This window comes from Bradyrhizobium sp. CCBAU 11386 (assembly GCF_028128955.1).
Classification (GTDB): domain Bacteria; phylum Pseudomonadota; class Alphaproteobacteria; order Rhizobiales; family Xanthobacteraceae; genus Bradyrhizobium.
In genome coordinates this window covers 13,616-35,321 of record NZ_LBKA01000217.1, presented here as the reverse complement: position 1 = coordinate 35,321, position 21,706 = coordinate 13,616, and the positions used below count along the sequence as shown (strand labels likewise).

Here is a 21,706-nt window from a genome sequence, read left to right as displayed (position 1 = left end):
CCGGCGCGGTCTAGTCGTCCTGCAAGTCGGCCGCGATTCCGGCGAGCCAGCGCCGGACCGAGGTTTCCGCCTTGCTATCCAGATTCCGTGCGAGGCGCTTCTCCAGCGCAATCACCCGCTCCCGGCACGCCTTCAACAGCGTCGCGCCGCGCGGCGTCAGCGTCCATTGCTGGATGCGGCCATGGACGGGATGGGGCGTCATCGCAATCGCGCCGTCGCGTTCGAGGTTGCGGATGATGACGCCGACCGTCTGCGGCGTGAGGAAGGTGAGGCGGGCGACGTCGGCGCCCGACAGGCCCGGATAGGCGTTGAGCATCGTCAGTACGGCAAATTGCGGCGAGGTCACGCCGAGATCGGCGAGTGTCCGTTCCATCGTCAGGCGAACCGCGGCATGGGCCTGGCGCAGCAGGTAGCCAAGATAGCCTTCCTCGCCACGTTTGCCTTCCCCTGGGGCAGGCACGCGAACGGCACTGCCGTCGGAAGCGGCGGCGGCCTTCCGCGGGCCTTTCGATCTTGTGAAGTCAGCGGCCTTGCGCGCCATATAAGAGCTCTTATAAAGTATAAGTACTCTTACAATAACACGAGGTGCACGGCAATGTCACACGCCCGCAGCGAATATGAGGACTTCAAGAGGATTGCGCCCGATGCGTATGAGCTGGTGCTGGCGCTGGGCCAGGTTGCGGCCAAGGCCGGCCTCGACAAGCAGCTTCTCGAACTGGTCAAGTTGCGCGCCTCGCAGATCAACGGCTGCGCCTTCTGCGTCCAGCATCACATTCTGCTCTCGGAGCGGCTCGGCGTGCCCGTGGACAAACTCCATCTGGTCGCGGTCTGGCGCGAGGCACCGATCTACTCGGCGCGCGAGCGTGCGGCATTGGCCTGGACCGAAGCACTGACGCTGCTGCCGAACGGCTTCGGCGATGAGGTCTATGCCGAGGTGCAGCGCGAATTCTCCGAGACCGAGCTGACCTATCTGACCTCAGCGATCGCCTCGATCAACGTCTGGAACCGGTTTGGCGCGGCCTATCGCTGGACGCCGGCGAAGCGGCCGGTCGCAACGAATGCCGCCGCATCCTGATTGCCTTAAGGGAACAAGGGGAGGTTGTCATGACAGCAATGGGTTTGGCCACCACGCAACGCCCGGTGCCGTCGCGTTCAATGGCGCTGGCCGTTGTCGGCGGGCTCGCCTGCGCACTCGCGATCGGCAAGGCGCTGCCGCTGACGATGGAGACCGTGTCAGGTGCGCTGGCGCCGCTCTGCGCCACGGCTGCCGAGAGCTCGCCGCTCGACAAGGTCGAGCCGATCGGCTCCTACGCATTGCCGAACGTGCCGGGCAAGCGCGTGACCATCGTGCGCGTCTTCTACGGCCCCGGCGGATTTACGCGGCCGCATCGCCACGCGGGCTCGGTGACGGCCTACATCACCAAGGGCGAGATCCGCTCCCAGCTCGGCGGCGGCCCGGTCGAGACGTTTGGCGTCGGCCAGTCCTTCTTCGAACCGCCCGGTGCGACGCATCTGGTGTCGGCGAATGCCAGCGCCACGGAGCCGGCGGAATTGATCGCGGTGTTCGTGGCGGACGAGGGCGCGCAGCTGACGACGTTTCTGGAGTGATCGTAGCCCGGGTGAGCGAAGCGACACCCGGGGACAGTCGTCGTGAGAATCCCGGATGTCGCTTCGCTCATCCGGGCTACGCGATTGGGGTGCTCTGCGATCTCGTCAGCCCCCGTATGAGGCCGGATCGGGATTGTCGGACGGGTGCTCGAACGACTTCTTCATCGACACCGGCATCGGCACGTGGAAGTTCAGGCCGCGCGGCGGCACCGGCTCCATGAACCATTTGTTGTAGATCTTCTCGATCTCCGGGCTCTTGTAGAGTTTTGCTGTGGCACGATCGACCACGGCCTTGAACGGTGCGTCGTCCTTGCGCAGCATGATGCCGTAGGGCTCCGGATCGGAAAATGCGCCGGTGCTGATCGCATAGAGCGACGGATCCTTCGCGGAGGCGATCATGGCCGCGAGCTGGATGTCGTCCATGACGAAGGCCTGGGCGCGGTCGGTCTCCACCATCAGGAACGCCTCGGGGACGTCCTTTGCATTCATGACGTTGATCCCGAGCGAGCGTGCGGCGTTGGCCTTGTTGAGCTGGTTGATGTTGGTCGAGCCCGAGACCGAGACGACGGCCTTGCCTTTGAGGTCGTCGATCTGATCGAGCTTCGAAGCCTTCTTCGACACGAAGCGGCTCGCCGTGAGGAAATGCGTGTTGGTGAACCACACCTGCTTCTGGCGGTCGGCGTTGTTGGTGGTCGAGCCGCATTCGAGGTCGATGGTGCCGTTCGCCATCAGCGGAATGCGGCTGGACGACGTCACCAGGTTCTCGTTGACCGCGAGCTTGTCCAGCTTCAGCTCGGCCTTGATCTCCTCGACGATCTTCATGCAGATGTCGATGGCGTAGCCGACGGTCTTCTGCTTCTCGTCGATATAGCTGAAGGGCACTGCACTGTCGCGCACCCCGAGCGTGATCGCGCCGGTGTCCTTGATCTTCTTCAGCGTACCGGTCAATTCCTGCGCATGAGCCGGTACGGCGAATGCGACGGCCACAATGACCGCCGTGGTGAGACAACGCATGTGCTTCTCTTTCTCCAGTTTGCTTGCCGGAAGCCAAGCAATTCTGGGGCCAGTGAAGGCCAGGCCGTTCGGGGAGGTCCGGACGCCGATCTGCCCAAGCCTCGCGCGCCGCAAGGGGGCGTGATGGGATCGTCGTCGAGGCGCGCCGCGCGGTGAGGCGCGAGCTGCCTCAATTATCCTCGCTGCTCGAGCCCTCGCGCGGGTCCGGCTTGATGACATCCTCGGGCAGCGCATGTGCCACGGGCTGCGGAGTGCCCGCGATCTCCGGGCCGACCTCGCGGCCGCGGGCGCGGATGAGGCGTTCATAGGCGGAGACAAGCGTGACGTAGGGGCTGACCCAGATCCAGCCGTCGCGGGTGAACACCTGGACGTCGAAATGCAGGTGCATCGACGTGCCGGCGGGATGATCGAGATAGTTCGAGACCAGGCCGATCTTCTCGCCTTCGGTCACGATGCGGCCGTTGAGCAAACCGTCGGCGTTCATCGTCTGCGGGTTCATGTGCATGTAGCGGAAGCGCATGTGCTCGGTGCGGCTGTTGATCTCGAGCGTCGCGGCCTGGTCCTTGGAAGCGCGGATCACGATGGCGTCGCGCACGGCGACGACGGCGCGCTGCTTGGGATCGCAGGGGGCGCGGCCCTCGCCGGGCGGCGGGCACTCGGCGGCGCGGATGTCTTCGCCCTGGTGGCCGTAACCGCCGCCGCATTGGCCGACTTCGAAGCTGCGGGACTCGCAGAAATTGTCGCGCCAGGGATAGGCAGTCGGACCGTCGTTCTTGTCGCGCTTGCCGTAGGATTGCGAGCGCACGAAAGCGGGCGCCTTCTCCAGCGGGAAGCGGATCTGCGCATAGGCCATCACGTCCGGATGGCCGTTCTTGTTGCGGTAGCCGCTGTTCGGGATGATGTCGCCGCTCGGCCGGTAGCTGAAATCGGCCGAACGCCCCGAGGGACGATCGATGATGTCGGAGGCAATGTCCATCAGCGGCCGCATGCGCTGGCCGCCAGCGACGCGCAGCGCCTTCAGGAAGCGTTCGGCAACCGGATAGGCCTCCTTGCAGGCGAGCCGCCGCGGCTTTGCGACGCTGTCCAGGCACTGGACGGAGACGACATAGGCGACACCGAACCGGGTGAAGGCGTAGCGCACATAGCCTTCGCGGATGAACCTGCGCAGGTCCGGATAGAGGGCTGCAAGCGGCTTGACCGGCTCGCCCTTGCCGCCGGCGGGGTCGGCGACGTCATAGAGCAGCGCAGAGCCCGTGATCTGCACCTCGACCGGTCTTGCGAAGACACGCGTCGGCATGCCGTCACCGGCGCCGGGCTCGAGCGCGAAGCTCGCGCTGTATCCGGCGGGGCCGGCGTCGAACATGTCGACGGGATTGAAATCAGCCTGATAGCGCGACAGCGACAGGCTCGGCGGCGCGCCGTTGCGCTGCGCCTCGAGATAGGCGCCGGCGTCGAACGGCAGCAGCACGGGCACGGAGCTGCGGGCAATGCCGGTGAAAAATTGGGAGGAGACCGCATTGAGCTGCACCAGCGCCGGCATCGCGCGCGGATCGTAGCGCGGCACGGAACGGCGAGGCACGAAAATGAAATCGCCGGCGGTCCGGGGGTGGCTGTTGATCTCGGTACGGAGCTGGTCGAGCGCTGCGCGCCAATCGACGCGCAGAGCCGTGAGTGAGGGGCTGCGGAATTCATCCGCGGCCAGCGGAGCGGCAACGAGGAGCGAAAGCGACGCCAGAACAAGCGAGACGAAGCGGAACCTCTTCCTACCCACTGTCTCGCCCCCGGCGGTACCTGTTCCGATCCTCGATCCCTGACTTAGTCCTTGGCGCGCTCGGAGTAGGAGCCGTCTTCGGTCATCACGACGATACGGGTGCCGACCGAGATGTGCGGCGGCACGGTGGTGCGCACGCCGTTGGAGAGCACCGCGGGCTTGTAGGAGGACGAGGCGGTCTGGCCCTTGGTCACGGGCTCGGTCTCCACCACTTCCAGCGTCACGCGCTGGGGCAGGGCGATCGATACCGGGTTGGTACCGTGCAGGGACAGCTTGACCGTCATGCTCTCCTGGAGATACGCGGCCGCGTCACCGACGACGTCCTTGGAGACCTGGACCTGGTCGTAGGTCTCCGGGTTCATGAAGTGGTAGCCGTCGCCATCTTCGTACAGGAAGGTGTAGTTGCGCTCTTCGATCGTGGCCTTTTCGACCTGGTCGGTGGTCTTGTAGCGCTCGGAGATCTTTACCCCGTCCGAGATTCGGCGCATTTCGATCTGGCTGACCGGGGTGCCCTTGCCGGGATGGATGTTCTCGGCGCTCACGACGACATAGAGCTTGCCGTCTTGCTCGATCACGTTGCCCTTGCGAATAGAACTGGCGATGACTCTCAAAGCTGTATTTCCTGCTTGCTTGGCCCGGCTCCGGCCAGGAGGTGGTCAAATTGATGGGGGACTTGGGGCCTCAAATCAGACCTCGGCGCCCGTTTCGGGCCGCAACATACTGATTTTGCCGTTGGATGCCAGCACTTTGCTGATGGTTGGGGTGGTCGGTTAATGGCTGGGGACAAACCGATTTCGCCGTTCTGGTCGCCTGAGCGGCACCTCGACCGGCGGCCGTTCCTCCTGGCGAGGGGAGCCGTGACCGGGGCTTTACGGGGCTTTTTCGCCGAGCAGGGCTTCATGGAGGTCGAAACCTCCGTTCTTCAGGTCTCCCCGGGCAACGAGACCCATCTGCACGCCCCCCGGACCGAGATCGTGCGGCCCGATGGCAGCCGGGCCAGCCGCTATTTGCGGACCTCCCCGGAATTTGCCTGCAAGAAGCTGCTGGCGGCCGGCGAGCCCCGAATCTTCGAGTTCGCCCGGGTGTTCCGTGACCGCGAGCGCGGCGACCTGCATCTGCCCGAATTCACCATGCTGGAATGGTACCGGGCCGGTGCGCCCTATGACGCCATCATGGCCGACACCGTCGTGGTCATCGCCCGCGCGGCGCAGGCGACCGGGATCGGGACCTTCTCCTTCCGCGGCCGGACCGCCGATCCCTTCGCCGAGCCGGAGCTCCTGACGGTCGCAGGCGCCTTCGAACGGTTCGCCGGCATCGACCTGCTGTCGACAATCTCGGGCGACGAGGGTAACCGTGCCGCGCTCGCCCAAATGGCCTCCAGCAAGGTCCGCCTGGCCGGGGACGACACCTGGTCCGACATCTTCAGCAAGGTTCTGGTCGAGCATGTCGAGCCGCATCTGGGGCAGGGGCGTTTGACCATTCTGTTCGAATACCCATCTCCAGAGGCGGCACTGGCACGCGTGAAGGCCGGCGATCCCAGGGTCGCCGAACGGTTCGAGGTCTATGCCTGCGGCGTCGAACTCGCCAACGGTTTTGGCGAACTGATCGACGCCGAAGAGCAACGCCGGCGCTTCACGGAATCGATGGCGGAGAAGCAGCGTCGCTACGGCGAGGCCTATCCGCTGGACGAGGACTTTCTGGCCGCGGTCGCCGCAATGCCGGAGGCGAGTGGCGTCGCGCTCGGCTTCGACCGGCTGGTGATGCTGGCCAGCGGCGCAACGCGGATTGATCAGGTGGTGTGGACACCCCCTGCAACTGAAACGCTAGTTGAGACATGACGAAGACCAATCTTGCACGCACCTTGCGTGAGCCGGCCGAGCTCGTGGCCGAGCACCTCGCGCCTGCCGCGGCGCTGCCCGCACTGGAGCGCGTTGCCGCGCGCTATGCGGTCGCGATCACGCCGGCGCTGGTCGAGCTGATCGACACATCCGATCCCGACGATCCCATCGCCCGCCAGTTCGTGCCGACCGCCGCGGAGCTCGAGATGCAGCCGGGCGAGAGCGCCGATCCGATCGGGGATCACCCCCATTCGCCGGTGCCCGGCATCGTGCACCGCTATCCCGATCGCGTGCTGTTCAAGCTCGTTCACGTCTGCGCGGTCTATTGCCGCTTCTGCTTCCGCCGCGAGATGGTCGGTCCCGGCAAGGATAACGCGCTCTCGGACAGCGCCTATCGCGCGGCGATCGACTACATCCGCGCGCACGACGAGATCTGGGAGGTGATCCTGACCGGCGGCGATCCCCTGATGCTGTCGCCGCGTCGCATGAGCGAGATCATGGCCGATCTCGCCGGCATCGATCACGTCAAGATCATCCGCCTTCACACCCGCGTACCCGTCGCCGACCCCGCGCGCGTCAGCGACGAGATGGTCGCAGCGCTGAAGGTTACGGGCGCGACCACCTGGGTTGCGCTGCATGCCAACCATGCACGCGAGCTGACGGAGGCCGCGCGCGCCGCCTGCGCGCGGCTCGTCGATGCCGGCATCCCCATGGTCAGCCAGTCGGTGCTTTTGCGCGGCGTCAATGACAACGTCACGGCTTTGTCGGATTTGATGCGAGCTTTCGTCGAATGCCGGATCAAGCCGTACTATCTGCATCACGGCGATCTCGCGCCGGGCACGGCGCATCTGCGCACCACGCTGGCGCATGGGCAGGAGCTGATGCGGCAGCTGCGCGGACGCGTGTCGGGACTGTGTCAGCCTGACTATGTCATCGATATTCCCGGCGGCGCCGGCAAGTCGCCGGTGGGACCGAACTATGTGTTGGCGGCGCAAAATACCGCACCCGATGCACGTGAAGCGGCGCCGGAAACGCGCTATCGTATCGTGGACTATTGCGGTGACGTTCATCTCTATCCGCCCGAGACGTGAGCGGTGATGGAGCGGACGCCGGTTTGAGGATGGAGGAACGGAAATGAAGCAGATCATCGTTGCCGCATCGCTCGTGGTCTTGCTCGGCGGCGCGGCAGTCGCGCAGACCGGCAGCAAGGGATCGACCACCACGTCGGGACAGTCGGCGGGCTCTTTGCCGCCTGCACCCGTCGGTCATCGGCAGCCGCGCGCCAGCGACGTGCCGAACGAGAAGAATTTAAGCGACCCGAACGATCCCCTCAGCAAGGAAAATCAGGCGCTCGACAAGAAGATCAAGAGCATCTGCCGCGGCTGCTAGGCCGCGTCGATGCGGGCAGGGCGCGACAGCTCGCCCCGCCCGCGTTTGCCTGACCTTACGCCGATCGCTCGTGCAGCCCCGCGCGCGCGGCGTTGCGCCGGATTTCGACCGCATCCGCAAGCTGTTCGAGCACCGTTGCCGTGGTCGCCCAGTCGATGCAGCCGTCGGTGATGCTCTGGCCGTAGGTGGGCGGCTTGCCCGGAACCACATCCTGGCGGCCGGCGACGAGATTGCTCTCGATCATCACGCCCATGATGCGGTTCTCGCCGCCGGAGATCTGGCCGGCAATGTCGGCCATGACCAGCGGCTGGTTTTCCGGCTTCTTGCTCGAATTGGCGTGGCTCGCATCCACCATCACGAGCGGCGCGACGCCGGATTTAGCCAGTTCGTTGCAGGCCGCCGCGACGCTTGCCGCGCCGTAGTTCGGCGTGCTGCCGCCGCGCAGGATGATGTGGCAGTCCTCGTTGCCCGCGGTCGAGGCGATCGCCGAGCGGCCGAGCTTGGTCACCGCCATGAAATGATGCGGATGCGAGGCCGACTTCACCGCGTCCGCCGCGATCCGCACGTTGCCGTCGGTGCCGTTCTTGAAGCCGACCGGGCAGGACAGCCCGGAGGCCAGCTCGCGATGGATCTGGCTCTCGGTCGTGCGTGCGCCGATCGCGGCCCAGGACACGAGGTCGGCGATGTATTGCGGCGTCGTCATGTCCAGGAATTCGGCGCCGGCCGGAAGGCCGAGATTGTTCACCGCCGACAGCACGTTGCGCGCCAGCCGCAGGCCCTTGTTGATGTCGAAGCTGCCGTCGAGATCGGGGTCGTTGATCAGGCCCTTCCAGCCGACCGTGGTGCGCGGCTTCTCGAAATAGACCCGCATCACGATCTCGAGCTGGTCGGCGAGGTCTTCGCGCAGGGCGGCGAGGCGCTCGGCATAGTCGAGCGCCGCCTTGGGATCATGTACCGAGCAGGGGCCGACCACGACCAGCAGACGGTCGTCCTGGCCGGTGAGGATGGCGTGGATGGCGTTGCGCGCCGCCATCACCACACGCGTTGCGGTGAGCGTGCGCGGGACCTCCCGCATCACCTCATCCGGCGTGCTCAGCTCTTTCAGTTCGCGGATACGAAGATCGTCGGTCGTGCTCAGCACGGCGGGCTCCTGTTTGTTTGAACCTGCCGGCCAATAAAAAAGCCGCCAGGTCTGGCGGCTGTTCGGACGTTTGCTGCAATGTGTCAGATTGAGCGCGATCCTCCCGCCGCCAGCGAGCTGTCGTAGCTAAAGTACCAAAAATAGCTGGTGACGAGGGTGATCATGGGAGGCCATATAGCGTGCCATTGGCGGGTTGTCACCCCCCCAAAACGGGACAGGCGCGACGAGGCGTCTCAGGTGTTGCTGTTGCGTGCCGTCAGCGCCATGCCGATCAGGGTGGCGCCGCCGAACAGCAGGTTGATACCGACGAGCACGCCGATCGCCCATTCCGCGGAGCTCGGCAGCCCCGTGATCACCATGAACGAGATCGCGATGTCGACCAGGCCCGAGATCAGGAGCCACGACCAGCGGCCGCTCAGCTCGCGGCGGTGCTCGAGTGCGTACATGATGGTGGCGACGCCCTCGGCGAGGAAATAGGCGCCGAGCACGATGGTCAACGTCAGCACGGCCTGCATCGGCCGCGCCAGCAGCAGCATGCCGGCAAGCACGGCCAGCGCGGCCGAGATCAGCGACCACCAGAAGCCCGGCGTACTGCGCGCCCAGTAGGTCACGATCAGCCCGCCAATGCCGCTGATCAGGAACATCCAGCCGAGGAAGATCGCGATGGCAAGGCTTGCGAGCGGCGGCAGGATCAGTGCGGCGACGCCGAGGACGGCGAGCAGGATGCCTTCGAACAGGAAGGCCTTCCAATGCGCCTTCACCGTCCGGCTCATCGCGGATTGCAGCCGTGAAAGATCCTCAGGCGATGTCATCGGCAGGCTCCAGGTCGAAAGACGCGTGCTCAATCTAGTATGCGCGCAGCGTGCTTGCCATCCCGCGGTTCAGCCGCCGCCGTGCGCCGACGAAAAACCTTCGCCGCTGCTGCGGATGCGGTTGCGGCCGAGAATGTAGATCGCCGTTGTGACAATCAGAAGCGCGAGGCCGAGCAGGATCGAGACGAAGCCGATCGGGATCAGGGCCAGCGTCAGATTGCGCTCGGGATTGATCAGCCAGTGATGGATCGAGGTCAGCACGAAGGCGAGGCCGAGAAAGCCGACGCCGCCGCCGGCGAGCAGCAGCGCCCACATCCGGCGCAACTGGCTGAGCCGCTCCCGCGCAACGTCCGTGCGGGGCGCGTGGTGGCGCGCGACGCGCCGCACCAGGCGCATGGCGAAGGCGATCGAGCTGAAGCCGATCAGGAGGCTCGCGGCGCCCAGCCACATCCGGAGCGTCGGGTCCAGATCCGGCATGCGCTGGAGGGTCAGGAGTGGGAAGTCGAAGCCCGAATGCAGCGCGAGCGGACCGGCGAAGATCAGCAGGCGGCTGGAGAGACGGGCCCAGTCGCGATGGTGCCGGTTCGCGCCCAGCGCCGTGCCGGCACGCGCGATCGTCAGGTAAGCGCCGGCGATGATGCCGAGCGCACCGTGGAACGGCACGGTCAGCACGCTGCGCAAGGCGGCCAGCGAGCGCCACATCTCGGCATGCTGGACGAGATAGGCGAGGTTCTCGTAGGCGGCGAAGCCGAGGCCGACCGCGGCGCCATAGACCACGGTGTCCATCGGATTGGCAAAAGTCCGCCGCTTGGTCGAGGAGACCAGCACGATGGCGACCACCTTGACGGCTTCCTCGGGCAGCGCGACGCCGAAGATCGAATGCATGGCCAGCGCCGCCCAGGGATTGTCGGGGGCTGCGACCATCTTGGCGAAGGGCGCGCGGGCGAGGCCGAGCAGCGAGACGCTGGCCGCGCCGAGCAGGAACGCGGTCCAGACCTGGGCCGGTGGTCCCGGGCGCTCTTCGGCGGCAATGACAAGCCACAGCATCAGCAGCGCCGGGGCGATGGCAGCAGTTCCGATGACGGTGGGCAACGCTTCAATCAGATACATCGGCGCCGAAAATAGGTTCCCTTGATCCGCTTATCTACATTCACCGCTGCGACCATGTGTCATGCGCTTGCTGTCGCCTCGCTTAACGCGCGTGACAGCTCCCGTTCATCCGCACCACTGCTGGGATCGAATGCAAGTACCATCAAGTGCCTGTCGGGCGTGCTGGTCATGGATGGCTGCAATCGCACGTCCAGGAGCGGGCTGCGATTGGTAAGCCAAATCAAGGAAATGCACAGGTTTCTTCGATTCACGATGCACGTCTCCCGACGGCGGCTCCGGCAGGCGGCGTGACGTCCGCCCGCGCGGCCGGGTCGATCGGCCTAGTCACGCTTCCTTGCGCGCCGTCCGGGCGATGTGGCGGCACGGCGCGCCCGCACCTGCTCCAGCTTCCGGAAGGCGCGCACGAGGCACGAGCCCAGGCAGAACACGATCAGCAGCAGCAGGAAGGCTTGATCGACGGCGGCGACATGGATCATGGCGATTGCCAAGCAACGTGCATGCCATGCGTTCCCGCAGCGGCCTCCCGCCCGGTGCAACCGCGCCTTCCACCTGGCGCTGCTTGCGGAGGCTCGAATCGGCGCGTTGCCGCAAGGCGGTCGGGGCCGCTTCCAGCCTTCAGTGCGTCGTGAACGACGGCGGCGCCTCGGGGGCGATGTCGAAGGCGCCGAGGTGGAATTCCTCGCCGATGGACTCGTCCGGCTCGGCGTGCTGCGCGAGCAGCGTGAACGCGGCCTGCGGGTATCGTTTCCAGATCTCGAGATCGCCGGCGGTGATGGTGAGCCAGCCGAACGTGTAGATGTAGCGTCCGGGCTCGGTGACCCGGCCGACCCTGTCCCAGGTGATCTTATCGACTCTGATCTTATCGACTCTGATCTTTTCGACTGTGGTCTTGTCGACTGCCATTCGGTCCCCCGATCGCAAGTCTGCAAATGAGGTCCGGCGCGAGGCACAGACCCTCAAAAGCTGATCCCGCAATGGGGCCGCGATAGGGCAGCGATGCGGAGGCAAGACGGCCGGAGGACGGCCGCCGCCTGCCGGGTCAGCGCGTCGTCGTGGCTGCCTGCGCTTCCGCTTCGGACGCCAGCTCCAACTGGCGGTGCGAGGCATGGAAGACGTCGTGGACGAGGCCGATCTTCTCCATGCCCAAGATGATCAGGCCGTTGAGATCGATCTCCCACCAGGCGTGCGAGAGATAGGCGTCCCGCGGGAAGCGGTGATGGTTGTTGTGCAGACCCTCGCCGAAGGTGAGGATCGTGGTCACGAACTCGTTGGTCGAGGCGTCGTCGACCTCGAAGCGGCGATAGCCGTAGGCGTGACAGACCGAGCCGGTGAGCTGGCTGACGAGGATCAGGAGATAGGCGCGGAGCAGGCCGGAGAACAGCACGCAGCCGATCATGGCGTGCAGGCCGCCGAAAACGTAGCCGATGACGCCGGGGATGAACACGGCCGACATCCCGTACCAGACCCAGCGCGTTCGCACGAAGAACATCGCGATCGGATCGGCCAGGATGTCCTTGGCATAGTATTCGTTGTCGGTGGTCGCCTGGTCGAACACCCAGCTGCCCTGGGCGTGCAGGAAGCCCTTGAACGCGCTGACATAGCGATTGCCGAAGCCGTCGAATTGGGGGCTGTGGGGGTCGCCGACGTCGTCGGCGTAGAGATGGTGGCGGCGGTGGTTGGCGACCCATTTGGCGATCGAGCCCTGTACCGCCATCTGGGCAATGGCGCAGAAGAAGACGCGCATGATCGGGCCGGTGCGGAAGCTGCGATGAACGAACAGGCGGTGCATGCCGGCGCCGATGCCGAACGTCGTCAGTGCGAACATCCAGGCAAACGCAAACAGCTCCACCTTGCCGATGCCCTGCGTGACGGCCCAGATGATGCCCGCGACCGCGCCGACATAGAGGATGCCGAGGAGGAGATAGCTTTCGCGCAGCTTGGCTTTGACGAGCGGTCCCTCGGTCACGACACCGGGGGGAAGCTGCGGCTTGGCGGCGGTGGGCGCCCTCTGAGTGGTCTCTGCCTGGACGAACTCAGCGTCAGCGATAGTCATTCGGGACTTCCAATAGGCTAGGCCCGCAATGATTGCGGACGGACTGGGTCACACCCTATCGCGCAGGGGTCGTCACCTCCAGTATTTAGTTAAGAAAGAGTTAAGATGGGGCCGGGCCGGCTCAGGCCGACTGTTGCAGGGGCGAGCGCACGATCAGGCGGACGAGGTCGTCCCTCTGCTGCTTCTCGGCGAATTTGACCGCAAAGCCGTTGTCGAACTTGCGGATGACGCGCCCGACGCAGGCGCCGACCGCAAGGGGGGTGCCGATCGGTGGATCATACTCGCAGGATATCGCGACGCCGGCCGTGGAGACGTCGATGATGAAGCAGGGATGGATGCTGCCGTCGGCGAGCGTCAGGAACGTGTGCGAGACCTGCGGAACGAAGCGGGCGTCATTGCGCAGCTCCTGGACGCTGGCATCCTTCTGCTTTTTCTCCAGCCAGGTCAGCTTCTCCGACATCCAGGCGCGCCGCGCCCGCGTCATGTCGAGTTCCATCAGGAAGCCCGACTTCAGCGTCGCGCTGATCGTGCACTGGAATTCGCCGAAATCCTGGAAATAGGAGGTCACGCGCTCGCCGATCTTGCCGACGACCGGCACGTCCACGATCATGCGGAACGGCGAGACGCGCTTGGTCCGGCAGGCGAAGGTGCGGAGCTTGCCCTCACAATCGTACCAGCGCGGCAGCGAGTAGCTGCCGCTCACGGTGACTTCCACTGCACGCTGCCTGAGGAATTCTGCGACGGACATCAGCGCCAATCGGGTTGCGGAGTATTTCCGTAATTCAACGGTAGCGGTCAAAGTCTAAGCAAATGATACCGCCGCTCATGAGCAGGGGTAAATTTCCGGTAAACGCGCGGGCGGTCTTGCCGCGGGGCAAGCGGCATAAGGTCCCGATTATGGGGCGCGCGAATTCACAACATCGTCATTGAGAGCGACGGCTCGGCCGTGGCGTTCAGAGAGATCCGAGCAGAACGAGGCAAGCCAGCAAGGCCACGGCAACGAAGAACCTGATCGTCGTCCAGGCCGGACTCTCCGCACCGATCTCGAATCCGAGCCACGGTAATGCGCGCAGCAGCGCGCGCGTTGCGAACGCTTCGACGACGGCGAGCGCGAGGGCGATGCCGGCAAGGAACGACCATGACTCGGCCGGCGGTATCCACGGCACCAGCCAGGCAGGCACGGTGTCTTTGAGGGATATGAGAAGCGCGAGCCATCCGAACAGGTATGCGAAGTTCTTGATGATGTCGGGTCCGACCGCACCGGGCTCGAGCCGGATGCCGATCGCTGCGAGCGCGCGTTCGATGCGCTCACCGTCGGCGAAGAAGAGAAAGGCGCCGAGGTAGAGCGGAACGCGCGACATGAAGAGGAGGGCCATCAGTCCGAACAGAACCGTGTAGCCGTAGGCGTCGCCGAGAACGTCCTTGCCGCGCACGCGCGAGGGCTCCGGCGCGGTCGCGGCCTGGCGCTGCGGCAGCGACCTGGCCCGCGCCATGTGCTCCAGCATCCTGGCGCGCCGGTCCGGTGCGGAGGGCGTCGTGCGGTGCATCCAGGGCGGCAGTGCCGGCGAGGCGACGCCGGATTGGCCGTCCGAGGGGGATTTGGGCTGTTCCATGGGCCTGCACCGGTTCCGATCGGATGTTGGTCGGAGGTGAGGGCCGGGGAGGTTCACGGGTATGGCGGTGAATGTCGCCGCATCATCCGCGCGCCGTCGCGCGGATGGCGCTCCCTAGCGGAATCGAACCGCTCTCTCCACCGTGAAAGGGTGGCGTCCTAACCGATAGACGAAGGGAGCAAACGCTAAGCCCCGCCGCTTTTGACGGCACGGCCGCCGCCGCTCGAGTCGTGCCCGGCGGCTTGCAGCGGGCGAACGTATAGTGGCCTTTCGGCCCGTGGGCAAGCCGTTCGGGAACGGTCTTTTGGAACCGTGGACAGCGCCGGCGAGGGATGATTCGGAGCCGATTTCAACGGTTTCTTAGGGCCCTCTGAGGTAACGCTGGAGCGGGAGATTTCACGCCAATGCCACCGCCCAAGAAGCGCGCAGACCGCAAGCTGCTGTCGCGGCACGCCTGGATCACGCTCGACGGCGGGTTCGCGGCGCGGCATTGCCAGGTCCAGGACATCTCGAGCTCGGGCGCCAAGATCACCCTGGACGAGGACGCAAGCCAGCTTCCGGGGGTGATCCGGCTGGCCTTCGCGCGCGATGCCCGCACCGGGCGGAACTGCCAGGTGGTCTGGCGCCGCGGCAAGTCGGCCGGGATCAAGTTCATCTGACATCGCCCCAGCGCTGCCCGCATGGCGCGCGGCACCTCGCCGGGCTAGAACGCCGGGATGCGTACGCCGCTCCTCATCCTGATCTCGTTGCTGGCCACGTCCGCGGCCGCAGCGGAGGCCTTGCGCCTTCCGGCCGCCGAGCGGCCGCAGGCGGGCAAGACCTTGCCGCTGAAGGGCACGGGCGGGACGGCGAAGGCGAATTCCTGCGCCTCGTATGGACTTGGCTTCATCATGGTCGAGGCGACCGGGACCTGCGTGAAGGTCGGCGGCTCGATCCGCGGCGACGCCGCGGTCCGGCGTTGAGCCGCATGCCGCCGGATCTGTTGCGCCTCGATATCGTCGTCCCCGTGCTGATGTATTGCGCGCTGCTGTTGTGGGTCGGCCGCGGCCTGAGCTGGATCGCGCGGCTCGCCACCGCGGTCGTGACGCTGGCGCTGATCATCTGCGTGCTGCTGGTCGAGCGCGGCTGGCTCTAGGCGCGGCCGTCAAAACAAAAAACCGCGAAAACAACCCCATGCACAGTAGCCGTCACGTGCGGCGATGCCGCCGGCCGCGTGCGCCAGAACGGCGATTCATCGCGCGCTCATCGTAGCTTAAGCCGCGCCAGCGGCTCACGACATCGGCGGTGCGACAAACTGTGCGAATCCGGGGCGTTTGCCGAGCTCGGCGAGCCAGCGCGTCAGGTTCGGCTGCGCCGGCCGGGTGATGCCCTCGACGCCGAGCCAGCGCCGCGCATAGGATCCAACAGCGATATCGGCGAGCGTGAACTGGTCGCCTTCCATGTAGCGGCGCGTCGAGAGCAGGCGATCGGCGATCGCCCAGACCTCGGCGGCCGCATCCGCATCGCGCTGCACCTGGATCATGTCGCGCTCGGCGGGCGCCGTGCGCACGATGCCCCAGAACACCGGGCGGTCGACCGGCTGCACCGCCGACAGTGTCCAGTCGAGCCAGCGGTCAACGGAAGCGCGCTGCTTCGGCGATTCCGGATAGATCGGCGTGCCGCGTCCATGCGCGAGGCAGAGATAGCGCATGATGGAGTTCGATTCCCACAGCACGAAGTCGCCCTCCACCAGCGTCGGGATCCGTGCATTCGGGTTCATCGCGAGATACTCGGCCTCGCGGGTCTTGCCGTATTGCATGCCGGCATCGATGCGCTCGTAGGGAAGGCCGAGCTCGGTGAGGCACCACAGCACCTTCTGCACGTTGACCGAATTGGCGCGGCCCCAGATCGTCAGCTTGGTGTCAGGCATGAAGCTTCTCCCGCGGCGTTCTTCGGTTGTGCGGGTGATAGCGGAATTTTCTGTGCCGGACGACGGCGTTTGCGGCGCGCCCCTCATGCAAAAAGCTCCGCCATGGGCAGAGCTTTCATTGCAGGTTGAACCAGGTCGTCAGTGGCCGAAGAACAGCCACAGCAGAAGGATCACCGGGATCGGCACGCCCAGCATCCACAACAACAATCCGCGTCCCATTGCGTCCTCCTCCAATCATCTTGTCGAGGAGTGAACGTGCGCGGAGAGGGCTTGTTCCTATGGAAAAGGCCCTACCAGTGGCCGGTGTTCGGCATCGACGACCACGGCTCCTGCGGCGCTTTCGGCTCGCCCTTCTGCAGCAACTCGATCGAGTGCAGATCGGGCGAGCGGACGAAGGCCATGTTGCCGTCGCGCGGCGGCCGGTTGATGGTGACGCCGGCCTTCATCAGCTTCTCGCAAGTGGCGTAGATGTCGTCGACCTCATAGGCGAGATGGCCGAAGAAGCGGTCCTCGCCGTACTTCTCTTCGTCCCAATTGTAGGTGAGCTCGACCAGTGGTGCGCCGCGGCTCGAGGGCTGCTTCTTCAGCGCCTCGAGATCGTCCGCCGAGCACAGGAAGACGAGCGTGAAGCGCCCCTTGTCGTTCTCGATCCGCCGCACCTCCTTCAGCCCCAGCGCATCCTGGTAAAACTTCAGCGCGACATCGAGATTGCGCACGCGCAGCATGGTGTGGAGGTATCGCATGGTTGTTGCTCCCTTGAACGGATGGAGGGTTTTGCTTTGGGCCGGGACGGCAGGGGTAGGAGATAGCAGGAAACGGGAAGGAGGGGCAGGGGGCGGGGGCAAACGTGCGTGAAGGCGAAACGGCTGGTGAGGTAAAGCGGCCAAGCTCGGATCAATTTCATGCACCTTAAAGTAGCCACTATCTGCAAGCTATTTCCGCGCCCGCGAGTTTAGCCAGCAAAGGCTTCAAGAGCTCAGAGAGGCACCGGGTGAGCCACTGGTTCTGAGTAAAACCAAACCAAAATTTCCCCGGTGTCGGCCTAAGCGTGATGCTCTCTGCTATATGGGTCTCACGCACAACGAAGGAGGAAACAGCATGTTTGCTAGTTTCGCTTTCGAAGCCGGCAAGGCGGATGGTTCGACTGTTCGTTTTAAGCTGAAGCTATCTCTCGGGATGCTTTTGCTTAGCCGGCTTCTCGGACTCTAAGTCTGGAAAGGGTCTGCCTCCATTAAGGCAGACCCTTTTTCCATTTTGGGCCGCTGAAATTACGGTGACAGTGCTGGACTGCACCCCTGAAGTGAGAAACGGTAATTGCGGTGACAGTTGAGTGCACGGTCACCGCAACTCAGGGGTATGATCTCGCCATTTCATGGAGCGGGCGCCTACTGTAGAAGGATCGTTCTTCAAAAACACTCATTCTGGGATTGGCCAATGCTCCCTACACCAGACGAGATCGCTCAGATCATTCAACGTTACGGCTCCCTCTACGAGATGATCGAATGGAAAACGAGCCCGGACGATCCTATACTCTTGACACACTATACTTCAGTGCAGGTCGTCGAACAGATACTAAGGAACGATGAGATCTGGTTTGCCAATCCACTCTACATGAACGATCTTGAAGAGCTGCGCCTCGGGCTCTTGATTGGCAATCAGGTGTTCCCAGAATTTGCGGAAAGAGTTGGAGGAACAACCGACCGAGCAACGCTACTTATAAACGCCTATAATCACTACTTTGCTCATCTGACGACAGAGGCCGCGCTGGACACTTATATATTCTGCCTTTCAGAACATCCGGTTGGAAATACCGATGGCCGCCTCTCTATGTGGCGTGAATATGGAAGTAAGGGCAACGGCGCAGCGTTGGTGATCAACACCCAGAAGCTTCATTACTTGTCGCACAGCCCACTTCTGCTGGCGAAAGTCTCCTACAAAAGTGGGGTCGAACGCGAGCAAGCACTCCGCTCGGGACTAGATAGCTGGGCAAAGATCACGCAAGCGGCCAACTTGCCAAACGATCATCTTTACCTCGCAGCACTTGAGGCCTTTGGATTCGTGAAGTCACTTGCGCTTGTTACGAAGCACAACGGGTTTGACGAAGAAAGGGAATGGCGGGCCGTGTATGTTCCGGAGCGCGATCCCCTCGGCTACTTAAAGCCATGCCTAGACTACTTTGTTGGACCACGGGGCGTTGAACCCAAACTGAAGTACAAATTCGGGACAACGTATGATCCAGAGTCGACAAAGTCAGGGCCGCCTCTGACTACGGGTACACTGGTAGATATCCTTGAGCTTGTCTTGCTTGGGCCCAGCGTTTCATCACCGTTGGCAAAAGCTTCGTTCATCAGAATGCTCGAGCGCAACGGTAAATCTGCGTTCCGCGACCGCGTATTCTCGTCAACAATTCCTTTGCGGCCGGCACTTTGAGCCCAAACTAAGCGCTCCATGAGAGGAGCCAAGGCCCGTCGAGTTACGGTGCACTCAATCGACGCTGTCCGCCAAGCGTGAACCGAAGCCGCACGGTTAGCAGGTTGGCGATGGCGAATGATTTTGATGTACTGTCGTCGTAATTACCTTACGAAAAAAATCCTGCGGGACAGTCTGCGGACGCATCCTGCGCCGATGTCGGACTCTCGTTAGTCGTTTCGGCGCACTAGCATACACATATCGCGGGCCTTGCGAGTGTTGTCGATAATGGCTTTGTCCTCTTTTGACTGCTTATCGTACTCCAAATCTTCCTTGGTCTGATTGACCAGTGCGACGTACTGCACGAAGTCAACGACTACCGGAAGATTAGTGGCTAGGCATTCGCAAAACCTCTGATTAGCAACGGCGGTGAGGCACTGCGTCTTCTTAGTGTTGGTCATTTTTGTGCTTAGCGACTTAAGGTCTTCGAGTGCACTGAGGGCTTTGTCGAATTGATTGAGCCTTTCCTGCTGCTCCAATGTCTGAGCGCACACTGGGGAGGCCAAGAGGACTAAAAGCGCAGTTATGCCTTTCCGCATGAATTCCTCACTGGGTTGGTCGCGGCTCCGGCCCGAGTTCCGGAGGTTATGTCGACCCGTTTCTTCGAGGCAAGCGCCTAACCAGCCGCCGGCCAATCAGGTGCGAGTTACGTTGACAGTGCACTCAATCGACGCTGTCCGCCAAGGGCGGGGGGAGTTACGGTGACAGTGCACTAAATTGACGGGCGCACGGCTTCGCGGTCATAATGCGGCATGGCCCGTCTTGCTCGTGTCGTCATCCCCGATCATCCGCACCATGTCACCCAGCGCGGCAATGGCCGGGCGCGCACGTTCTTCGAGGACGGCGACTATGCGCTCTATCGCGACCTGCTCGCTGCGAATTGCAAAGCGGCGGGGGTCGAGGATGCCGAACCACGTCCATCTCGTCCTGGTGCCGTCCGATCCTGACGGTCTGCGCCGCGCGCTGGCCCGCGTGCATCGAAGCTATGCCGGAACCATTCAGGCGCGACGCAAGCGCACCGGCCATTTCTGGCAGGGCCGGTTTGGCGCCGTCGCCATGGACGAGCGTCATCTTGCGGCGGCGCTGCGCTACGTGTCTCTCAACCCCGTGCGCGCGCGTCTCGTGAAGCGGGCACAGGATTGGCGGTGGTCGAGCACGCGCGCTGTGCGCGGGCGGGACGACGGTCTCACCACCCTGGCGCCGATCCGCGATCGCTTCCCCGACTTTGCCGATTTGCTGGCAACCGAGCCGGAGGCGGATCTGTTCGGAGCGCTGCGTTCAGCGGAGAGCATCGGCCGCCCGCTCGGCGACGACCGCTTTCTGGCCCGCATTGAGCGCCAGACCGGGCGCTTGCTCAAGCCAGCCAAGCGCGGGCCCAAGCCATCAGCGGCAGAGGACGGATGAGCTCAGCTGTTTCAGTGCACTGTCACCTTAATTGCGAAATGGTGAGGTTGGCGGCATTTGAACCCCTGCCAGCTTGGTGACGACTAAACGGCATGGAAAAAGTCGTCCACGATCTGCTGGCGCCAATTGTGAGGTCCTTCATTTCGGACTGGGGCTTCGCGCTGTTTCAGAAGTTGGCGACTTGGCTTGATGCTAAGATTCCGAGCCGATCAGCGAAGGTCGTCATAGGGCTGCTTCTCGGTCTGACGGCTATAGCCTCAATCGTGATCGTCACTGCGCTGTCTGGCTTTTGATGTCCGCGTACCGTCGCTGACAATTCTTTCATCGCATGTGTTGACGGCTTCGCTGATTGGACTCAGGCTGTTGCACAGGGCGGGGTTCGGCATCTCCATACGCCGCTCCATGCCGGGTTCGTCACCGGCCAAAACATAGTCGACGGGGAAGCGACCTGGGGCATCTTCCAACGCAATGTTTGAGAGGATCCTCGATGACACGACGTCATGTCCTAGCCCTGCTGGGCACGGCCCTGTTCGGGCTTGCCGCGGCGCCGGTCGACGCCGAGACCTATCCGAGCCGCGTGGTGACCATCGTGGTGCCTTATCCGGCCGGGGGATCCGTCGACGGCGTCGCGCGGCTTCTTGCGCAAAAGCTGAGCGAACAGTTCGGGCAGAGCTTCATCGTCGAGAACCGCGCCGGTGGTGCTGGCGGCATCGTCGGCGCGAACTATGTCGCCAAGGCCGCACCGGATGGCTACACGCTGATGCTGACCGCGTCGATCCATGTGGTGACGCCGTTCCTGCACAAGGCCGTTCCCTACGACGTGGTCACCGACTTCACGCCGATTTCGCTGGCGGCCAGCGGACCGCTGATCGTCAGCACCACGGCGCAGACGCCCGCCAAAACTCTCAAGGAATTCTTCGACCTGGTTCGCAAGGATCCGAACAAATACACCTTCGCGACATCGGGCTTCGGCTCGGCCGGGCACATGGCGATCGAACTGCTCAAGCGCGATGCCGGTGTCGACACCCTGGTGGTGCCCTACAAGGGCGCAAGCCCGGCACTGACGGACCTGATGAGCGGCCAGGTGCAGTTGATCGCCGATCCGATCCTGTCCTCGCTGCCGCTGGCGAAAGCCGGGAGCATCAAGGCGCTGGCCATCACCAGCACCAAGCGCGTCGACATCGCTCCGGAGATTCCGACCGTGGCCGAGTCCGGCATGAAAGGCTTCGAGTTCGGCTCCTGGTACGGCCTGTGGGGCCCCAAGGGCTTGCCCGCTGACCTGGTCGCGACCATTCAAGCTGAGGTCGCCAGGATCGTGCAGCGGCCGGAGGTGAGGGAACGCTTCGCGCTGCTCGGATTCGAACCGCTCGGCTCCACGCCGGATTATTTCGCCGGCTACATCAAGGACGAGACGGCGAAGTATCAGCAAATCATCAAGGATGCCAACATCAAGGCCGAATGACAGCGGCGCACGCGTGATCGGGCAAGTCTAGGCTTTCGGTGACAGTGCACTTATTGACGCTGCCGCGCCAACCGCGGACCGGCAGTTGAACCCCGCCGGAGGCGGGGCGACTA

At 63.9% G+C, this 21,706-nt stretch carries 28 protein-coding genes and 1 tRNA gene; 13 read left to right on the top strand and 16 right to left on the bottom strand.

What is annotated here, in order from left to right:
- Positions 1 to 10 precede the first annotated feature (10 nt).
- The gene (locus XI09_RS18240; RefSeq protein ID WP_271568060.1) at positions 11 to 541 is read right to left on the bottom strand and encodes a MarR family winged helix-turn-helix transcriptional regulator; all 531 of its coding nucleotides are present in this window, start codon (positions 539 to 541) and stop codon (positions 11 to 13) included.
- A gap of 54 nt (positions 542 to 595) precedes the next feature.
- Between XI09_RS18240 and XI09_RS18235 the strand changes: the two genes are divergently transcribed.
- Positions 596 to 1,075 carry a carboxymuconolactone decarboxylase family protein gene (locus tag XI09_RS18235; protein ID WP_271568059.1) on the top strand — a complete coding sequence of 160 codons (480 nt, stop codon included), beginning with the start codon at positions 596 to 598 and terminating at the stop codon, positions 1,073 to 1,075.
- Positions 1,076 to 1,104: 29 nt separating this feature from the next.
- On the top strand, positions 1,105 to 1,608 hold the full coding sequence (locus XI09_RS18230; protein WP_271568058.1) for a cupin domain-containing protein: 504 nt from the start codon (positions 1,105 to 1,107) through the stop codon (positions 1,606 to 1,608).
- Between the two features lie 105 nt (positions 1,609 to 1,713).
- Here XI09_RS18230 and XI09_RS18225 read toward each other — a convergent pair whose 3' ends face one another.
- The 3 genes from XI09_RS18225 to efp form a co-directional block, all read right to left on the bottom strand.
- Entirely contained in the window at positions 1,714 to 2,622 is a 909-nt protein-coding gene (locus XI09_RS18225) for an amino acid ABC transporter substrate-binding protein (RefSeq protein ID WP_271568057.1), read from the bottom strand.
- A gap of 169 nt (positions 2,623 to 2,791) precedes the next feature.
- Positions 2,792 to 4,393: a M23 family peptidase gene (locus tag XI09_RS18220; RefSeq protein ID WP_271568056.1), complete on the bottom strand. Its 1,602-nt coding sequence runs from the start codon at positions 4,391 to 4,393 to the stop codon at positions 2,792 to 2,794.
- Between the two features lie 44 nt (positions 4,394 to 4,437).
- Positions 4,438 to 5,004 (bottom strand): elongation factor P, encoded by a 567-nt coding sequence (gene efp, locus XI09_RS18215; RefSeq protein WP_271568055.1) that lies wholly within the window; start codon positions 5,002 to 5,004, stop codon positions 4,438 to 4,440.
- A 162-nt stretch (positions 5,005 to 5,166) separates the two neighbouring features.
- Here efp and epmA point away from each other — a divergent pair, with 162 nt between their 5' ends.
- The 3 genes from epmA to XI09_RS18200 are packed head-to-tail and all read left to right on the top strand — an operon-like array spanning position 5,167 to position 7,620.
- Positions 5,167 to 6,231 carry an EF-P lysine aminoacylase EpmA gene (gene epmA, locus XI09_RS18210; protein WP_271568054.1) on the top strand — a complete coding sequence of 355 codons (1,065 nt, stop codon included), beginning with the start codon at positions 5,167 to 5,169 and terminating at the stop codon, positions 6,229 to 6,231.
- Entirely contained in the window at positions 6,228 to 7,322 is a 1,095-nt protein-coding gene (locus tag XI09_RS18205; RefSeq protein WP_271568053.1) for a lysine-2,3-aminomutase-like protein, read from the top strand. Before epmA ends, XI09_RS18205 begins: the two co-directional genes overlap by 4 nt.
- Positions 7,323 to 7,365: 43 nt before the next feature.
- Positions 7,366 to 7,620 carry a hypothetical protein gene (locus tag XI09_RS18200; protein ID WP_271568052.1) on the top strand — a complete coding sequence of 85 codons (255 nt, stop codon included), beginning with the start codon at positions 7,366 to 7,368 and terminating at the stop codon, positions 7,618 to 7,620.
- A 55-nt stretch (positions 7,621 to 7,675) separates the two neighbouring features.
- Here the strand turns inward: XI09_RS18200 and XI09_RS18195 are convergent, their stop codons facing one another.
- The 9 genes from XI09_RS18195 to XI09_RS18155 all read right to left on the bottom strand — a co-directional run bounded on the left by XI09_RS18195 (position 7,676) and on the right by XI09_RS18155 (position 14,529).
- Positions 7,676 to 8,761 (bottom strand): 3-deoxy-7-phosphoheptulonate synthase, encoded by a 1,086-nt coding sequence (locus XI09_RS18195; protein ID WP_271568051.1) that lies wholly within the window; start codon positions 8,759 to 8,761, stop codon positions 7,676 to 7,678.
- Between the two features lie 233 nt (positions 8,762 to 8,994).
- Entirely contained in the window at positions 8,995 to 9,573 is a 579-nt protein-coding gene (locus XI09_RS18190; protein ID WP_271568050.1) for an HdeD family acid-resistance protein, read from the bottom strand.
- Positions 9,574 to 9,642: 69 nt separating this feature from the next.
- Positions 9,643 to 10,683 (bottom strand): PrsW family glutamic-type intramembrane protease, encoded by a 1,041-nt coding sequence (locus XI09_RS18185; protein WP_271568049.1) that lies wholly within the window; start codon positions 10,681 to 10,683, stop codon positions 9,643 to 9,645.
- 320 nt (positions 10,684 to 11,003) lie between these two features.
- Positions 11,004 to 11,159, bottom strand: a complete 156-nt coding sequence (locus XI09_RS18180; RefSeq protein WP_271568048.1) for a hypothetical protein — start codon at positions 11,157 to 11,159, stop codon at positions 11,004 to 11,006.
- 139 nt (positions 11,160 to 11,298) lie between these two features.
- Complete coding sequence (locus XI09_RS18175; RefSeq protein WP_442869605.1) at positions 11,299 to 11,556, bottom strand: hypothetical protein; 258 nt, start codon at positions 11,554 to 11,556, stop codon at positions 11,299 to 11,301.
- A gap of 166 nt (positions 11,557 to 11,722) precedes the next feature.
- Complete coding sequence (locus tag XI09_RS18170; protein WP_271568046.1) at positions 11,723 to 12,736, bottom strand: acyl-CoA desaturase; 1,014 nt, start codon at positions 12,734 to 12,736, stop codon at positions 11,723 to 11,725.
- A 121-nt stretch (positions 12,737 to 12,857) separates the two neighbouring features.
- The gene (locus XI09_RS18165; RefSeq protein ID WP_271568045.1) at positions 12,858 to 13,484 is read right to left on the bottom strand and encodes a PilZ domain-containing protein; all 627 of its coding nucleotides are present in this window, start codon (positions 13,482 to 13,484) and stop codon (positions 12,858 to 12,860) included.
- Positions 13,485 to 13,689: 205 nt separating this feature from the next.
- Positions 13,690 to 14,349 carry a hypothetical protein gene (locus tag XI09_RS18160; protein WP_271568044.1) on the bottom strand — a complete coding sequence of 220 codons (660 nt, stop codon included), beginning with the start codon at positions 14,347 to 14,349 and terminating at the stop codon, positions 13,690 to 13,692.
- Positions 14,350 to 14,454: 105 nt separating this feature from the next.
- Positions 14,455 to 14,529 (bottom strand) — tRNA-Glu (locus XI09_RS18155).
- Between the two features lie 224 nt (positions 14,530 to 14,753).
- Between XI09_RS18155 and XI09_RS18150 the strand changes: the two genes are divergently transcribed.
- The 3 genes from XI09_RS18150 to XI09_RS18140 are packed head-to-tail and all read left to right on the top strand — an operon-like array spanning position 14,754 to position 15,484.
- Positions 14,754 to 15,008, top strand: a complete 255-nt coding sequence (locus XI09_RS18150; protein WP_271568043.1) for a PilZ domain-containing protein — start codon at positions 14,754 to 14,756, stop codon at positions 15,006 to 15,008.
- 57 nt (positions 15,009 to 15,065) lie between these two features.
- Positions 15,066 to 15,311, top strand: coding sequence for a hypothetical protein (locus tag XI09_RS18145; protein ID WP_271568042.1), 246 nt, complete (start codon positions 15,066 to 15,068; stop codon positions 15,309 to 15,311).
- 5 nt (positions 15,312 to 15,316) lie between these two features.
- The gene (locus XI09_RS18140; RefSeq protein ID WP_271568041.1) at positions 15,317 to 15,484 is read left to right on the top strand and encodes a hypothetical protein; all 168 of its coding nucleotides are present in this window, start codon (positions 15,317 to 15,319) and stop codon (positions 15,482 to 15,484) included.
- Positions 15,485 to 15,619: 135 nt separating this feature from the next.
- Here the strand turns inward: XI09_RS18140 and XI09_RS18135 are convergent, their stop codons facing one another.
- On the bottom strand, positions 15,620 to 16,258 hold the full coding sequence (locus XI09_RS18135) for a glutathione S-transferase family protein (RefSeq protein WP_271568040.1): 639 nt from the start codon (positions 16,256 to 16,258) through the stop codon (positions 15,620 to 15,622).
- Between XI09_RS18135 and XI09_RS18130 the strand changes: the two genes are divergently transcribed.
- The gene (locus XI09_RS18130) at positions 16,257 to 16,511 is read left to right on the top strand and encodes a hypothetical protein (RefSeq protein WP_271568039.1); all 255 of its coding nucleotides are present in this window, start codon (positions 16,257 to 16,259) and stop codon (positions 16,509 to 16,511) included. The genes XI09_RS18135 and XI09_RS18130 overlap by 2 nt on opposite strands.
- 37 nt (positions 16,512 to 16,548) lie before the next feature.
- Here the strand turns inward: XI09_RS18130 and XI09_RS18125 are convergent, their stop codons facing one another.
- Positions 16,549 to 17,001 (bottom strand): VOC family protein, encoded by a 453-nt coding sequence (locus XI09_RS18125; protein WP_027542672.1) that lies wholly within the window; start codon positions 16,999 to 17,001, stop codon positions 16,549 to 16,551.
- 691 nt (positions 17,002 to 17,692) lie between these two features.
- On the opposite strand from XI09_RS18125, the gene XI09_RS18120 reads away from it, so the two are divergent.
- Positions 17,693 to 18,688: a DUF2971 domain-containing protein gene (locus XI09_RS18120; protein ID WP_271568038.1), complete on the top strand. Its 996-nt coding sequence runs from the start codon at positions 17,693 to 17,695 to the stop codon at positions 18,686 to 18,688.
- 209 nt (positions 18,689 to 18,897) lie between these two features.
- Here XI09_RS18120 and XI09_RS18115 read toward each other — a convergent pair whose 3' ends face one another.
- Positions 18,898 to 19,266 carry a hypothetical protein gene (locus XI09_RS18115; protein ID WP_271568037.1) on the bottom strand — a complete coding sequence of 123 codons (369 nt, stop codon included), beginning with the start codon at positions 19,264 to 19,266 and terminating at the stop codon, positions 18,898 to 18,900.
- 364 nt (positions 19,267 to 19,630) lie between these two features.
- Here XI09_RS18115 and XI09_RS18110 point away from each other — a divergent pair, with 364 nt between their 5' ends.
- From XI09_RS18110 to XI09_RS18100, 3 genes are all read left to right on the top strand, one after another.
- The gene (locus XI09_RS18110) at positions 19,631 to 20,131 is read left to right on the top strand and encodes a transposase (RefSeq protein ID WP_271568036.1); all 501 of its coding nucleotides are present in this window, start codon (positions 19,631 to 19,633) and stop codon (positions 20,129 to 20,131) included.
- A 92-nt stretch (positions 20,132 to 20,223) separates the two neighbouring features.
- Positions 20,224 to 20,424 carry a hypothetical protein gene (locus tag XI09_RS18105; protein ID WP_271568035.1) on the top strand — a complete coding sequence of 67 codons (201 nt, stop codon included), beginning with the start codon at positions 20,224 to 20,226 and terminating at the stop codon, positions 20,422 to 20,424.
- A gap of 194 nt (positions 20,425 to 20,618) precedes the next feature.
- The gene (locus XI09_RS18100) at positions 20,619 to 21,593 is read left to right on the top strand and encodes a Bug family tripartite tricarboxylate transporter substrate binding protein (protein WP_271568034.1); all 975 of its coding nucleotides are present in this window, start codon (positions 20,619 to 20,621) and stop codon (positions 21,591 to 21,593) included.
- Positions 21,594 to 21,706: the final 113 nt, after the last annotated feature.